Source organism: Kitasatospora sp. Ki12, from assembly GCF_054601375.1.
In genome coordinates this window covers 104,405-119,591 of sequence record NZ_BAAIHT010000002.1, presented here as the reverse complement: position 1 = coordinate 119,591, position 15,187 = coordinate 104,405, and the positions used below count along the sequence as shown (strand labels likewise).

Annotated in this window: 13 protein-coding genes and 1 pseudogene; 10 read left to right on the top strand and 4 right to left on the bottom strand. The window is 72.3% G+C overall.

Annotated elements, in window-relative coordinates; genetic code table 11:
- Positions 1-76: 76 nt before the first annotated feature.
- The 4 genes and pseudogenes from ACYP53_RS18235 to ACYP53_RS18220 form a co-directional block, all read right to left on the bottom strand.
- Complete coding sequence (locus tag ACYP53_RS18235; protein ID WP_459648092.1) at positions 77-505, bottom strand: SRPBCC family protein; 429 nt, start codon at positions 503-505, stop codon at positions 77-79.
- Positions 506-714: 209 nt separating this feature from the next.
- Positions 715-912, bottom strand: a pseudogene (locus ACYP53_RS18230) (helix-turn-helix domain-containing protein); the annotation flags it as partial.
- A 42-nt stretch (positions 913-954) separates the two neighbouring features.
- Positions 955-1,812 carry an alpha/beta fold hydrolase gene (locus ACYP53_RS18225; RefSeq protein WP_459648091.1) on the bottom strand — a complete coding sequence of 286 codons (858 nt, stop codon included), beginning with the start codon at positions 1,810-1,812 and terminating at the stop codon, positions 955-957.
- 126 nt (positions 1,813-1,938) lie between these two features.
- Complete coding sequence (locus ACYP53_RS18220) at positions 1,939-3,297, bottom strand: amidase family protein (protein ID WP_459648090.1); 1,359 nt, start codon at positions 3,295-3,297, stop codon at positions 1,939-1,941.
- A 398-nt stretch (positions 3,298-3,695) separates the two neighbouring features.
- Here ACYP53_RS18220 and ACYP53_RS18215 point away from each other — a divergent pair, with 398 nt between their 5' ends.
- From ACYP53_RS18215 to ACYP53_RS18170, 10 genes are all read left to right on the top strand, one after another.
- A complete protein-coding gene (locus ACYP53_RS18215; protein ID WP_189922593.1) occupies positions 3,696-3,890 on the top strand; it encodes a hypothetical protein in 195 nt (64 codons plus the stop codon).
- Between the two features lie 608 nt (positions 3,891-4,498).
- Positions 4,499-5,521: a ParB/RepB/Spo0J family partition protein gene (locus ACYP53_RS18210; RefSeq protein WP_459648089.1), complete on the top strand. Its 1,023-nt coding sequence runs from the start codon at positions 4,499-4,501 to the stop codon at positions 5,519-5,521.
- 243 nt (positions 5,522-5,764) lie between these two features.
- Positions 5,765-6,685: a phytanoyl-CoA dioxygenase family protein gene (locus tag ACYP53_RS18205; protein ID WP_459648088.1), complete on the top strand. Its 921-nt coding sequence runs from the start codon at positions 5,765-5,767 to the stop codon at positions 6,683-6,685.
- Between the two features lie 48 nt (positions 6,686-6,733).
- The gene (locus ACYP53_RS18200; protein WP_189922603.1) at positions 6,734-7,216 is read left to right on the top strand and encodes a GNAT family N-acetyltransferase; all 483 of its coding nucleotides are present in this window, start codon (positions 6,734-6,736) and stop codon (positions 7,214-7,216) included.
- A gap of 75 nt (positions 7,217-7,291) precedes the next feature.
- On the top strand, positions 7,292-8,212 hold the full coding sequence (locus ACYP53_RS18195) for a TauD/TfdA dioxygenase family protein (protein WP_459648087.1): 921 nt from the start codon (positions 7,292-7,294) through the stop codon (positions 8,210-8,212).
- Between the two features lie 128 nt (positions 8,213-8,340).
- A complete protein-coding gene (argE, locus tag ACYP53_RS18190) occupies positions 8,341-9,546 on the top strand; it encodes an acetylornithine deacetylase (RefSeq protein ID WP_459648086.1) in 1,206 nt (401 codons plus the stop codon).
- A gap of 120 nt (positions 9,547-9,666) precedes the next feature.
- Positions 9,667-10,935, top strand: coding sequence for an MFS transporter (locus ACYP53_RS18185; protein ID WP_189922610.1), 1,269 nt, complete (start codon positions 9,667-9,669; stop codon positions 10,933-10,935).
- An 81-nt stretch (positions 10,936-11,016) separates the two neighbouring features.
- A complete protein-coding gene (locus tag ACYP53_RS18180) occupies positions 11,017-12,459 on the top strand; it encodes a hypothetical protein (RefSeq protein ID WP_459648085.1) in 1,443 nt (480 codons plus the stop codon).
- A gap of 28 nt (positions 12,460-12,487) precedes the next feature.
- Positions 12,488-13,720 (top strand): hypothetical protein, encoded by a 1,233-nt coding sequence (locus tag ACYP53_RS18175; protein WP_459648084.1) that lies wholly within the window; start codon positions 12,488-12,490, stop codon positions 13,718-13,720.
- A gap of 83 nt (positions 13,721-13,803) precedes the next feature.
- Positions 13,804-15,123 (top strand): cation:proton antiporter, encoded by a 1,320-nt coding sequence (locus tag ACYP53_RS18170; protein WP_189922616.1) that lies wholly within the window; start codon positions 13,804-13,806, stop codon positions 15,121-15,123.
- The last annotated feature ends 64 nt before the right edge of the window (positions 15,124-15,187 follow it).

Genomic DNA, 15,187 nt, shown 5'->3' with positions numbered 1-15,187 from the left:
CAGCAGCTCGGGCTGCCGGCCCCTTCCGGGCTTCCGTCGGTCTCCCCGGTCCCGCCGAGCGGGGCCGGGGGCGTGCTCATGCGGCGCGCAGCGGGCCCGCGAAGGACTTGCGCAGGGACGGGGGAGCGGCGACCGGGAGGAGGGCGGCGAGCATCTTGCCCTTGAGGGTGGTGGGCTCCCGGGTCAGCTCGACGTCGACCCGGGTGCCGTCGCCCTCCGGGGTCATCCGGAAGACCCAGCCGCCGCCGGCGCCGAAGAGCTTGGAGTCGAGGGTGGTGACGGTGACGGTGTCTCCGCCGGCCCGCCACTCGTACCGGGCGCGCTCCCAGGCGGCGGCGGTGCCCTCGGTGACCTCGGCCCAGGTGTCGCCGAGGTCGTGGACCTCGAAGTGCTTGGCGTCGATCGTGGGCCACGCCTCGGCGCGGGCGGGGCTGAAGTCGGTCAGCACCGCCAGGACCTCCGCCGGGGCGAGCGTGGAGACGAGATGGAACCGTACGACTGCCATGATGGGCTTCCTCGCTGAGAAGTTACTGTTCTGACCGGTGACGATAGGGTTCCACGGCGATGCGTCACCAGTCAAGGTGGTGACGCATCGCCAGGTGTGCGAACGCCCGGGCGAGAGGGGCGGCCGCAGAGGGCCGAACACAGCGGCCGACCGTCGGACTTGAGTCATTCGACTGTCGTCCGCCCCCTTCGCCCGGGCGATGCCGGAGGTCAGGCGTTCCGCCCGTCGGACGCCGTGCCCAGGGCGTCGCGCAGGGCGGCCCGGGAGGTGATGCCCGGTCTGGGGAAGACGCGGTAGAGGTGGGTGCTGACCGTGCGCGGCGACAGGTGCATGCGGGCGCCGATCTCCTTGTTGGTGAGGCCGCCGGCGGCGAGGTCCGCGATCCGGCGTTCCTGCCAGGTGAGGGCCGGGTGGCGGACCCGGGCCGGGTCCGGGTCGGGCAGGGCCGGTCAGCGGGCGGTGGCGCGGGCGGCCTGCTCGATGACGTCCGCGACGAGGCGGGGGTGGGAGACGGCGACCGAGTGCGAGGCGGCCACCTCGGTGGTGTGGGCGTGGGCGCGCTCGGCCATGTAACGCTGGACCGCCGCCGGGATGTTGAGGTCCCGGGTGGTGACGACGGCCCAGCTGGGCTTGGTCTGCCAGGCGGCGCCGGTGGCCTTCTCCTCCAGGGCGGCCTTGGCGATCGGGCGCTGTTCGGCGGCCATCAGCGCGGCCTGGCCGGCCGGGACGTCGGCGGCGAACTGCTGGCGGAACCTGTCCTGGCGGATGTACAGGTCGGTCGCGATGCCGCCGTCACCCTGCGGGTAGGTGACGGGGTCGAGGGCATCGGGGAGGGTGGAGCCCGGGAACCTGTTGGTGAGCTCCAGCGCGGTCTCGCCGGGGGCGGGCAGGAAGGCGGCCACGTAGACCAGGCCCTTGACCTCGGGGTCGTCGGTCGCGGCCGCGCTGATGACGGTGCCGCCGTAGGAGTGCCCGGCGAGGATCTTGGGGCCCTTGATGTGGTCGAGGACGGTGCGCAGGGCGGCGGCGTCGGAGGCCGGACCGCGCAGCGGGTTGGCGGCGGCGACCACCGGGTAGCCGTCCTTGCGCAGTTCGGCGATGACGCCGTTCCAGCTGGAGCCGTCGGCGAAGGCGCCGTGCTCCAGGACGACGGTCGGCTTGGCGCGGCCGCCGAAAGCGTCGGCCCCGTCGGCCCCGGCGGCCCCGGCCGGGCTCGGGAGGGTGAACGCGCAGAGCGCGAGACCCGCCGTGAGTGCCGAGACCGCGGCCGCCACCAGTCGCCCGCGTCGACCCTTGATGCTCACCACGACAAACCCCTTTCGGGCATTCCGGATATGGGCGGGGTCGGCAGGGCCGACCCCGTCACCGTTCTGACTGGTGATGAGTCTGTCCGGGCGTGGCGTCACCTGTCAAGGAAGTGACGGCGTCGGGGGCTACCCGCGGCGCACCAGGGCGTCGACCCGTACGGCCGCGGCCAGCAGCTCCCGGTCGGCCATCCGACGCCCGATCAGTTGCAGGCCCACGGGCGGGGAGTCGGAGACCGGGAGCGGGATCGTCACCGACGGCCGGCCCGCGGTGGCGGCCGGGGAGGTGTTGCGGATCAGGGTGAAGAACGTCGGCGCGTCCTGCCCGTTGAGCGGCAGGGAGTCCTCGAACCGGTGCAGCGGCCGGGCGCACACCGGCACGGTGGGGCTGACGATCGCGTCCAGGCCGTTCAGCGCGAAGAGTTCGTCGTAGGCGGCCTGCATCACCCGGCGTTGTGCGAGCGCCCCCTGCAGGGCGGCGGGCCCGGGGTACCCGGGGCCGGTCGGCAGCGCGGTGGCCTTGAGCATGTCGCCGATGACCGGGTCCCCGACGGCGTCGAGCAGCTCGGCCGGGGTCGGTCCGGCGCGGTGCTCGTCGAGGTAGCGGCCGAGGGCGTCGGCGAACTCGCCGAAGACGAGCGGGAACCCGACCCGGCCGTCGTGCTCCACCAGGTGCGCGGTGTCCACCGGGATCCAGGTGGCGTGCTCGGTGGAGAGCCGGACGACGGCCGCCTCCCAGGCGGCCCGGACCGGGCCCTCCAGGTCCTCGGTGAACACGTGCCTCGGCAGGCCCAGCCGGAGCGGGCGGTCCGGGCCCCGTGCGCCGTCGGTCTCCCCGGTGACGAGGGTGTCCAGCGTCCTGAGGAGGTCCAGGGAGCGCGCCATCGGCCCGGGGGTGTCCCGGGTGGGGCACAGGGGGGTGAGGCCCGCCGAGGGATAGCGCCCGGCGCTGGGGCGCAGGCCGTAGATCCCGTTGAGGGCGGCCGGGATGGTGACGGAGCCGCCGGTGTCGGAGCCGAGCCCGGCCTCCGCGACGCCGGCCGCCACCGCGGCGGCCGTACCGCCGCTGCTGCCGCCCGCGAACAGGGCCGGGGCGGTGCCGTTGCCGACCGCGCCGAAGGTGTGGTTGCACGAGGTGGCGCCCAGGGCCAGCTCGTGCATGTTCGTCTTGCCGAGCACGATCGCCCCGGCCGAACGCAGGGCCCGGACGACGGGCGCGTCGGCGGCCGGGACGAAGTCCCTGAGGGCGGGGGTGCCCGCGGTGTTGGGCAGGCCCGCGACGTGGATGTTGTCCTTGACGACGAGGCACCAGTCGGCCTCGGCGTCCCGGCGCGCGGCCTGGGCGTCCCGGCGTGCGGCCTCGGTGAGCGCGCCCTCGGCGTCGAGGGTGATGAAGGCGTTGAGGTGTGCGGTCGCGGCGGCCCGGTCGAGTGCCGCCGACACGGTCTCCTGCGCTCGGCCGCGGCCGGAGGTGTCGGGGTTGGCCATGGAGTCGTCTCCTTCGTGCTGGTGTCGGTGAACGAGTCAGCCGTGGCCCCGCCCCGGGGCGACTGCCCGGGGCGGAACCACGGCTGACCAGGACGTTACCGGGGTCGTCAGGCCGGGACCACCCGGTAACTCACGGCCACCAGTGGAACGTTGGACTGGGCCAGCGAACCGGTGAGCCAGGCGTGACTGCCGCCGCAGTCGGCTCCGGGGTACAGCGAACCGGTGAGCACCTGCCTGACGGGTGTTCGGCCGGATGTGAGACCGGGAGGGGGATCATCACATGTTCAACCATCTGTTGAAAGTGTGGATCCGGTCAAACACGTGTGCCGGGCGTGGGGGGTGCGTATGTGCTCGTCACCGCCTTGACGGGTGACGGGTGCGGGCGCATGCTGAGGAGTATGAGTGAGGAATCCAGTCGCGATGCCGCCTCCGAGACGCGGCGGGCGCGATACGGCAAGCTGCCCGAGCGGATCCGCTTCGAGTCCATGACGGAAGGGGTGGCGCCCGCCCCGGGTGGCGATCCGAACGACCCGTACAACCCCGAAGGCGCCTGGAAGTTCTACAACTGCCTGGCCGTCGACCTGGGTCTGTAGAGCGGGCCTGGGTCCGGGGCCACGACGGAGAGCGAGGGGTGAGGGCGGCCATGTGTACGCCCGTCGGTGCAGTATCACAGCACGGGCGCCGTCGCGGAAGTGGCCAGACATGTCATCAGAAACACCCCAGGGCAGTCGAATCGGCCTTCCGGGGGGTTTCCGGCGGACGGATCGGCTCCGCCGGGGCGGCCCGGCGCGCCCCGGGCCGGCCGCCGCAGTGCCGCTCTGGGCTGGACCGTTCCCGGAATCAGGGGTGCCGGTAGGTGGTCCCGGCCGGACCGCCGGTATGTACCTCCGGCCGGTCGTCCGGGTGTTTGGGCACGTCAGGGAGGCTTCTGTCACACCGTCAGACAGTCGAGGCCATCTCGACAACTGCGGGAACGTCGACCGATGATAATGACAGGGCCCTGACGAATAGTCCGAGTCCGGCAACCACCAACGGTCGACGAGCCAACGCAACCAGAGCCATCCACAGCCGCGATCCGGCTACTCCTGGCATGGGGCCGCGTGCGGAACGTAGTGATTATGCGCAGGGGGGAAGGATGCAGCTGACAGCTGCTGGGAGCACCATGACCGCCCGCGTCGAAGACGCATTATCCGGCGTCCGGATGGAGTCGGTCATCCGCTCCGGCGGGCGGACCGCCGTCATACGGATGTCCACGCTCTCACTCGGCGAGTCCCCGCGGACCGAGGGCGTGGACGGCGAACACGTCGCGAGACTGGCCTCCGTCGAGGACCGCCTGCCGCCGATCCTGGTGCGGCGCTCCGACCTCGTCGTCATCGACGGCATGCACCGTCTTCAGGCGGCCCGGGCCCGGGGGGACCAGACGATAGAGGTCGAGTTCTTCGACGGCTCGGACGGCGACGCGTTCCTGCGCGCCGTCGAAGCCAATGTGGCGCACGGTCTGCCACTCAGTCTGAAGGACCGGCGGGCCGCCGCGGCCCGCATCATCGCCTCGCACCCGCAGATGTCCGACCGGGCCGTCGCCCGGGCCTCGGGGCTGGGCGCGAAGGCGGTCGCCAGGATCCGCGCGGCTCGTTCAACTGCCGCACCGCCGCAGTTGGATAGGCGCGTCGGCAGGGACGGCCGGGTGCGCCCGCTGAACGCCGCCGAGGGCAGGTGGCGGGCGGCGGGTGTGCTGGCCGAGAACCCGGAGGCGTCACTGCGGGAGATCGCGCGGCTCGCGGGCATCTCGCCGGCCACCGCGAGCGACGTGCGCCGCCGGGTCCGGGCCGGACTGCCACCGGCCGACTCCGGAGGGGACGGGCCCGCCACCACGCCGCCGCCGGAGGAGGCCGGCGCCCGGACGGACCCGCAGGGGAGGCCTCCCGCGGGCACGGCCCGCCCGGACTGCCACCGCGCGGAGCGCCCCGCCGCGCCCCACCCCGACCTGCTGCTCGCCGCGCTCCGGCGCGACCCCTCGCTCCGGCTGCGGGAGGAGGGACGAGGACTCCTGCGGCTCCTCCAGCACAACGCCACCGCCGAGTGGTCCGGGCTGAGCAGCGCCGTCCCGGCGCACTGCGAGTCGATGGTGGGGCGGCTGGCCCGTCAGTACGCCGAGCAGTGGCTGCGGTTCGCCGAGCACCTGGAGGAGCGCGAGGAACCGGCCCGGCGCGATCCGGCGGGGTGACGGTCCCCCATTCCCTTTCCGGGTCACCGCGCCGCCGGACCGCCGGGCAGTCGGGCCGCCGGACCGGATCCGAGGGGAACGAACGGGAAGAGTGTGTGCGCACACACTTGAACACGCCTCGACGCCGGCGCCGGCCGGTGGATATCTTCGAAGGGAAGTCGGAAGTGCGCCGTTATGCGGCCGACCGCCACCCGGCGGCGCAGCCAGTGGATATTCGCGGAAGAGATCTGGGGGAATTCCTCAATGATTAACCCGGCATTCGCTATCAGTGACGAGGACGTGGAGAGCTTCCGGGAACACGGCTTCCTGAAGCTCAAGCAGGTCTTCTCGGCCGGGCTCGTCGATCACATGAAGAAGCTCAGCACTTCGGAGATCGTCCCGCCCGCCGACAACTACGGATCGGGCTTCAGCAAGCTGAAGTACGACATCGGCAACGACGACCCGACGATCCTCGAACTCATGGGTGACCGCGGCTTCGCCACCGCCATGGCGGAGCTCACCGGCCAGAGGCTCTTCTTCACCCAGGGGCTCGGCTTCGAGCTGGAGAAGAACAAGAGCACCGGCTTCCCGTGGCACGTGGGCACCCAGAGCTTCGGCTTCCAGCGCCGCCAGGACGCCGGGTTCACCATCTGGACGCCGCTGTGCGACATCGACGCCGAGGGCCAGCGCGGCGGCATGAAGTACGTGTCGAAGAAGCACCTGTCCGGCGAGTTCGTCTACCAGCACATCAACCTGCTGCCCGGTTACATGCGGGCCCGGGCGGAGGCCGGCGAGGAGCTCGGCTACGACGACTTCAGCGTGCTGAAGAACAGCCTGCTGAACTCGCCCCAGATGACGGGCCTGCTGGACCACATCGCGGTGGAGGACTCGTTCGAGCCCGGCGACGCCCTGATCTTCGACAAGTACGTGCTGCACCGCAGCGTGCCGCTGGGGGAGGGCCCGATCCCGTCCCGGCTCGCCTACGCCCTCCGCTTCTCCTCGATCGACGCCCGGTACGACAAGGGCAGGGTCGACGCGCTCGCCTACCCGCGGGTGACCTTCAACTACGACGTGGGCAGCGACTTCAACGAGAAGGTCGCCTCGGACGACGGCGAGCAGGTCTACGCCGGCCGGTACTTCGACGGCACCCGCGAGGCGCGCACCCTGGACGTCCACAACGGCTGACCGGGACCGCTGCCGGTCCCGTCGCCCCGAGCACGGAACGGGAAGGACATGGCGACTGCTGCACACGGCGCTGCCGTCGGGATCCGGCCGGCCGCGGCCGCGGACGGCGAGGTCCTCGCGGAGATAGCGCGCGAGGCCTACGGGAAGTACCTCGGCCTGGTGGACGAACCGCCGGCCCCCCTGCTGCTCGACTACCGGGAGGTCGCGGCGTCCGGCCGGTGCCACGTCGCGGTCTCGGACGACGGGACGCTCGGGATGGTGACGGTGGAGACGCCGGAGGACGGGGACCCGTACCTCGTGCTCCGGAACCTCGCGGTGCGGCCGTCCTGCCAGGGGCGGGGCATCGGGAGGAAACTCGTCGCACTCGTCGAGGAAATGGCGCGGTCCGCCGGGCTGCGCGGTGTCCGGCTGTGGACCCGGGTGGAAATGGTCGACAACATCGCCTTCTACCAGGGCCTGCGGTACGAGGTCACGCACACCGAGCGGAACGAGCATTCGCACCGGGTATTCCTGCGCAAGGAAATCGCCTGAGACCGGATCCGGTTCCGCGTGGGTGTCGGGGCCGGGTAAACCCAGGTAAAGCGGAACAACGACGGAAGGAATGAAGTGACCGCTGAATCCACGGTCGTCGCGACCAGGGTCTCCGAGACGTTCGGCGCGGAGGTGAAGGAGCTCCGGCTGACCCCCGAGGTGATCCAGGAGCACGGACGCGCGATCTACGAGACGTACCTGGACCACAAGGTCCTGGTCTTCCGCTCCCAGGACATACCGGCGAGCACCTTCGCCCGGTTCGGCACCATCTTCGGCCGGCCCGAGGAGCACCACGTCATCAAGCTGCGCCACCCCGAGGAGCCGACCCTCTCCCTGCTCTCGAACCAGAACGAGCCGGGCCGGAACAAGGAGATGAAGACCTCCGGCCAGGGCTGGCACTCGGACTACTCCTACAAGCTCGTCCCGGGCAGCGCGACGATGCTGCACGGCCTGGAGATCCCGGCGGAGGGCGGTGACACCCTCTTCGCCAACGCCGAGGCGGCGTTCGAGGCGCTGCCGGAGGAGCGCAAGGCGTACCTGCGGACGCTCCGGGTGCGTCACCAGTACCGGTGGTCGCCGGACCGCGAGGACCCGTGGGCGCGGTGGAAGTACATCGGACCGGAGGAGCGCGAGCAGACTCCGGAGATCACCCACCCGCTGGTCCGCCGCCACCCGGACACCGGCCGCGAGACCCTCTTCATCCAGCCCCGGATCATCGGCAGCGTGGTCGGCATCGACGGGCTGCCCGAGGCGGAGAGCACGGCCCTCATCGAGGAGCTGATCGCGCACATCACCAGCGAGCCGTACGTCTACCGGCACCGGTGGAGCCCGCTGGACGTGGTGGTCTGGGACAACCGGTGCGTGCTGCACTCGGCGACCACGAAGGACCTCGACGAGAAGCACGTACGGAAGCTGCTGCGGCTGACCACGCACGGCCAGCCGGTGACGCCCTCGCTGCCGGAGGTCGGCCACAGCCGGCTCTCCCCGAAGGCCTGAGACCGGGGGAGCGCCCCTCGGCGCCGGACCGCGCCCGGGCCGGCGCCGAGGCCCAGGCCCCCACAGACAGTCCGTCCGACCGTCCGCCTGACCGTCCGACCGTCCGTCCGACCCGTGAGCGAGTCACCATGGCATCCGGCATTCCCCTCCGCCCGTCCGACGGCGACCTGTACTCCCGCATGCTCGAAATCCTCGAACGGCTGGTGGGGTTCGACACCACCAGCCACCGGTCGAACATCGAACTCCTCGACTACGTACAGGAGTTGCTGTCCGGCAACGGCATCGAGAGCCGGCTCCACTGGAACGACGAGCACACCAAGGCCAACCTGGTGGCGACCGTCGGCCCCGGCGCGGCCGGCGCGGACGGCGAGCGCGGCATCGTCTGGTCGGCCCACACGGACGTCGTCCCGGTCGACGGGCAGGCCTGGGACACCGACCCCTTCGCCCTCACGCTCACGGACACCGTCGCCATCGGCCGCGGCACCGCGGACATGAAGGGCTTCATCGCCTGCTGCCTGACGATCCTGTCCCGGGTGGACCACGAGCGCCTCACCGTCCCCGTCACGCTGGTGCTCACCTACGAGGAGGAGGTGGGCTGCGTCGGTGCCCGCCGGCTCGTCGAGGAACTGCGCGGCTGGGAGGGCAAGGTCCGGGGCTGCATCGTCGGCGAGCCGACCGGCCTGAAGGTCGTCGTCGGCCACAAGGGCAAGCAGAACCACCGGATCAGCTTCAAGGGCGAGCCCAAGCACGCCGCGCTCGCCCCGCTGCTGCCCAACCCGATCACGGCCGCGGCCGCGGTCATCGGCCGGGCCGACATCCTCAACGAGACCTTCCGGGTCCAGGGGCCGCACGACGACCGGTTCGCCATCGGCCACTCCTGGATCAACGTGGGCCGGGTCGAGGGCGGGGTGAAGCCCAACATCGTGCCCGAGGACTGCGTGGTCGAGTTCGAGATCCGCAACATCCCCGACCACTCCTGCGACGGCATCGCCGCCGAACTCGGGCGCTTCGCGACCGGGGAGGTGCTGGCGGGCATGCGGGCCAAGTCCGACGCCGTCGAGGTGCGCACCGAACAGCTCACCGACACCCCGTCGTTCGCCATCGACCCGGAGCACGAGTTCGTCACCTTCGTACGGGAGGCGCTCGGCGCCAAGGAGGACCCCGAGTTCGTCCCCTTCGGCACCGAGGCCGGCCTGATCTGGGGGCACGCCCGGATCCCGACCGTCGTCTGCGGGCCCGGCGCCATCACCGAGGCGCACACCGCGAACGAGTTCGTCGCCCTGGCCCAGCTGGAGCAGTGCCTGCACTTCCTGCGCTCGCTCCCGCTCGGCTGACGGGCCCGGACGACCCCGCGCGACACGGACGACCCCGCGCACCACGGACGACCCCGCGCACCACGGACGACCCCGCGCACCACGGACACCGCGATCGTCGCATCGCAGAGGGAGAACCGAGTGAAGAGCGACGGCTCGCTGACCACCGAGGCGAGGCCGGACGGCGAGGAGGAACGGCCCGGACTCGGGCGGCAGTTCACCACCCTGTGGACCGCCGCGTCCTCCTCGTCGATCGGCGAAGGGGTGTCGATGGCCGCCGCACCCCTGATGGCCAGCACGTTCACCGACGACCCCCGGCTCATCGCGGGCGTCAGCATGGCCCTGACCCTGCCGTACGCGCTGTTCGGCATCCCGGCCGGCGTGCTCGTCGACCGGGTCGACCGGCGCCGGACGATGGTGCGCATCGACCTCTTCCGGGGCTGCCTCATCACCGGGTTCGTCCTGTCGGTCGCGCTGGGCTTCGGCAGCCTCTGGGCGCTGTACGCGTGCTTCTTCCTGATCGGCACCTGCGAGACCTTCTTCCGCAACGCGGCGCAGATCCTGGTGCCGTCCGTGGTGCCGGAGAAGCACCTGGTGGCCGCGAACGGGCGGATCATGGGGTCCGAGACGGTGGGCAACCAGTTCGTCGGCCCGCTGATCGGCTCGTCACTGTTCCTGCTCGCCCCGGCCGTCCCCTTCGGGGTCAACGCCGCGACCTTCTTCGCCTCGGCGTTCCTGCTCACCCGGCTGCGGCTGCCGCAGGGCGACCACCGGCCCCGGCCGGCGGCCGGGCGCCCCCGGCTGATCACCGACATGGCCACCGGACTGCGCTGGCTCTTCGCGAACCGTCTGCTGCGCACCCTGTCCTTCACCGCCGGCGCGATCAACCTGGTCTACACCGGCGCCCTGGCCGTGCTGGTGGTCTACGCGCACCGAGAGCTGGGCCTGTCCGACCTGGGGTACGGCGGACTGGTCGCCTGTCAGGCGGTGGGCGCGATCAGCGCCGCCAAGCTGTCGCCCTCGCTGGTGCGCCGGATCGGCAACGGCTGGGCGCTGGTGAGCGTGGTCACCGCGATCGGGTGCAGCAACCTGGTCATCTGGCTCGTCCCCCGGGTGTGGGCGGTCGGGGCGGCCCTGGCCCTGGGCGCCTGCGCCTCGGTGACCTGGAACACGGTGGCGGTCGTGCTGCGGCAGACCCTCGTCCCCAAGGACCTGCAGGGCCGGGTCAACAGCATCTACCGGCTGTTCGCCTGGGGCGCCCTGCCGCTCGGGGCGGGCCTGGCCGGCGTGGTCTCCAAGAGCCACGGCACCCCGGCCGTGTACGCGCTCGGCGTGGGGCTGATGGCCGTCGTCGCGATCCGGCTGGCCTTCGGCCTCCGGACCTGGTTCCCGACGCCCGCACCGCGCTGAACCGCGCCCGCACTCTCCCCCCCCCAGCTCACAGCCGTCCCCCCGCACCCCGTTCCGCCGCGACCGAAAGAGAAGCTCCCGATGACGCCACAACTCCCCACCACCGCGCGCGTTCCCCGGTCCGGGATCGGCGCCGAGTACCTCGACGTCCTGAAGCGGCGGGGTGCCGAGCCCGGCGAGCTGATCGAGCACGTCGTCGCGGACGACCTCGTCACCGTGGCCTACCGGGGCCGGTTCCTGGCCGCCCCGGTCTTCCTGTCGGCAGCCGAGCGCGCCCTGGTCGCGGCCGACCTCCTCCAGGTCCACCGGCTGCTCACCGAACTCCCCGAGCGGCTCTTCGACGGCGATGTAGCGGCGATGGCCCGCGCCGTCGGGATGACCGACACCCAGACCGACATCGTCCGCCGCGCCACCACGGCGGATGCGCCGCTCGTACCGCTCGCCCGGTCCGACCTCTACCGCGGCGCGGACGGCTTCAAGCTGCTGGAACTCAACATCACCAGTGCCCTGGGCGGCTTCGAGAACGCGGGCATCAACCGGGCGATGCTGGCGCACCCGGCGCTGTCCGAGTTCGTCGCGGGACGGAAGCTCGGCTACGTCGACACCTTCGCCGGCATCACCAGGACGCTGCGCGCCGAGTGCGCGCGGCACATGGAGCCGCGGGGCCGGCGCCCCGTCGTGGCCCTGGTCGACTGGCCGGAGAGCTTCAAGTCCTACGAGCCCCGGCTGAAGGTCATGGCGGCGCTGTTCGACCGGGAGGGGATCGACGCCGTCCCCTGCCACGTCGGCCAGATCGGCGAGAACGGCGGCCGCCTCGAGGTCGCGGGCCGCGCCATCGACGTGCTGTACCGCTTCTTCCTCGTCGAGGAGATCGCCACGCCCGCCGACGCGGCGTTCGTCGAGCCGCTGCTGCGCGCCTTCGAGGAGGGCCGGGTGGGCATGTTCAGCCGCCTGGACGCGGAGCTGTACGGCAACAAGGGCGCGCTCGCCATGCTCTCCGACGACCGTAACCGGCACCTCTTCACCGCCGAGGAGCGGGCCTGCGTCGACCGCTTCCTGCCGTGGACCCGGCACGTCAGGGCCACCGCGACCGACGCCGAGGGCCGGGAGCTGGACCTCCTGCCGTACGCCGAGGCGCACCGGGAGGACCTGATCCTGAAGCCGACGCTGCTGCACGGCGGCAGCGGCATCGTGCCCGGCTGGACGGTGGGCCCCGAGGAGTGGCGGGCCCGGCTGGCCGAGGCACTGGACGGCCCCTACGTGCTCCAGGAGCGCATCAAGCCGATCCCCGAGGTCTTCCCCGCGGACGACGGCGACGGCACCCAGGAGCTGTTCCTCAACTGGGGCGTGTTCCTCACCGATCCGCTGGTCACCGGGGGCGACGGCTACAACGGCTGCCTGGTGCGCGGGAGCACCGATCCGGAGGTGGGCGTGGTGAGCATGAACGGCGGCGCCCGGGTCGCCTGCTCTTTCTACGAGACCGGCGAGACCGGTGACGCCGCCCCCGCCGTCGACCCGGCCTGACGAACGCGCGCCCCGGAAGGACGTACCGATGAAGATCGCGGTGATCGACGGCTACTCGACCGGCCGACTGCTCGTCTCCGCCCTGCGCGACCGCGGTGCCCGTTGCGTGCACGTGCGGTCCTCCCCGGACATGCCGGAGTACTTCACCCGCGCCTTCGACGCCTCCGACTACACGGAGCTCCTGGACGGCGGCGGCGACCCGGCCGAACTCGCCCGGATCCTGGCCGCGTCGGGCGTGGACCGGGTGGTGGCCGGCACCGAGTCGGGGGTCATCCTCGCCGACACCCTCACCCACCTGATGGGCCTGCCGGGCAACCGCGTCGAGACCCTCGCCGCCCGCCGCGACAAGCAGGCGATGGCCGACACCGCGTCAGCCGCCGGCGTCGCCGTGCCACGGGGCAGGCGCTTCGAGGAGGCCGACGCGGCCGCCGCCTGGCTCGAGGCGAGCGGCCTGACCGAGGCCGTGGTCAAGCCGCCGAACAGCGCCGGCACCGACAACGTCCGGTTCTGCCGGAGCGTCGACGAGGTGCGCGACGCCTGCAAGTCCGTCCTGTGCGCCGACAACCTCTACGGGCAGCCGAACACCGCCGTCCTGGTCCAGGAGCGGGTGCACGGCGTCGAGTACTACGCCAACACCGTGTCGCACGACGGGGTCCACCGCTTCGCGGAGTTGTGGAGGTACACCAAGCGGGCCGGCAGCGTCGGCCACCCCGTCTACGACTACGAGGAGCCGGTCCCCGTCGACTCGGCGGAAGCGGCACCCCTGCTCGGATTCGTCACCGCGGCCCTGGACGCCCTGGGCATCGTCTCCGGGGCGGCCCACACCGAGGTGATGACGACCGCCCGCGGCCCGGTGCTGATCGAGACCGGCGCCCGGCTCGGCGGCGGCACCGCGCCCGCGGTGGTGGAGAAGTACGCCGGGGTCTCGCAGACCTCGCTGCTGGCCGACACCCTGCTCGCCCCCGAGCGGCTCGCGGCCTTCCGGGACACCGCCGTCAGCTGGTCCGGCGCGCTGCGCAACGTCGCCCTGATCAACCCGGCCGCCGGGATCGCCGGACCGCTGGACTGGACCGAGCGCCTGCGGGAGCTGCCCACTCTGGTCCACCTCGCGCACGGCGTCGCCCCCGGCCGGCACCTGCCCGCGACCAGCGACCTGATCAACAGCCCCGGCTACGTCTACCTGGCCGCCGAGGACCCGGCCGAGGTCGAGCGCGACTACCGGGCCCTGCGGGCGCTGGAGGAGGACGGCCTCTACACCTGACCGGGACGGCTACCGGCGGCAGGACCCGTACCACCCCGGCGCGCACCCGCGCACCCGGTCCCCTCTGCATGAAAGGACGTCGGATGGTACTGGCCACGGCGCCCGTACCCGGCATCAGCCACGGCCACCTCCTGGTGTTGCTGGTCCAGGTCGGTACGCTGCTCGCCCTCGCGACCGGCCTCGGCCGGCTCGCCCTGCGCCTCGGACTGCCGGCGGTGGTCGGCGAACTCCTCGCCGGCATCGTGGTGGGGCCCTCCGTACTGGGCGGCGCGGCCCCCGCGGTGTCCGACTGGCTGCTGCCCAGGAACGCCGAACAGATGCACCTGCTCGGCGCCATCGCGCAGTTGGGCGTCCTGCTGCTGGTGGGCATCACCGGCGCCCACATCGACCTGGACCTGCTGCGCCGCAAGCGGGGCGCCATCACCTGGGTCAGCCTCGGCAGCGTGCTGCTGCCGATGGCGCTCGGTATCGGCCTGGGCTTCCTGCTGCCCGGGTCGATGCTGGGCAGGGCCGGTGACCGCACCACCTTCGCCCTCTTCATCGGCGTGGCCGTCGCGGTCAGCGCCCTCCCGGTGATCGCGAAGATCCTGATCGACATGAGGCTGCTGCACCGCAACGTCGGCCAGGTGATCATCGGCGCCGCCGCCGTCAGCGACATCCTGGGCTGGCTGATGCTGTCGGTCGTCTCGGCCATGGCCACCGAGGGCCTGCGGGCCGGCGTGGTGGCGGAGTCCGTCGGCTACCTGCTGCTCGTCCTGGCCGTGACGGCCTTCCTGGCCCGCCCGCTGATCGGCCGGCTGCTGCGGCCGATCGAGCGGGCCGAGAACGGGCGGGAGCTGGGCGCGGCGACCGTCCTGGTGCTGATCGTGTTCGCCGCGGCCGGCACCCACGTGCTCGAGATGGAGCCGATCCTCGGCGCCTTCCTGTGCGGCATCGTCATCGGCTCCCTCGGCGCCGGGGCCCGGCGCTTCCTGGACACCCTGCGGCCGTTCGTCATGGCCGTGCTCGCGCCGCTGTTCCTGGCCACCGCCGGACTGCAGGTCGACCTGACCGCGCTCAAGGACCTCTCGGTGCTCGGCGCCGCGCTGGTCACCCTGCTCGTCGCCGTCGGCGCGAAGCTGGTCGGCGGCTACGCCGGAGCCCGGCTGGGCCGGCTGGACCACGACGAGGCCGTGGCCATCGGCGCCGGGCTGAACGCCCGCGGCGTGGTCGAGATTGTCCTGGCCTCCGTCGGCCTGGGCCTCGGCGTGCTCAACACCGCCTCGTACACCGTCGTCGTCCTGGTGGCGGTGGTCACCTCGGTCATGGCGCCGCCGCTGCTGCGCCGGGCGACCGGCCGGATCGCCCAGACGGCCGGCGAGATCGAACGCGAACGGGACTACGCCACGCAGCTGGTGGCCTGACCGGCGGCCCGGGAGGCGCGCCACACCCTTCCCGGGCCGGTCAGAGCACCGAGTCCCTGACCAA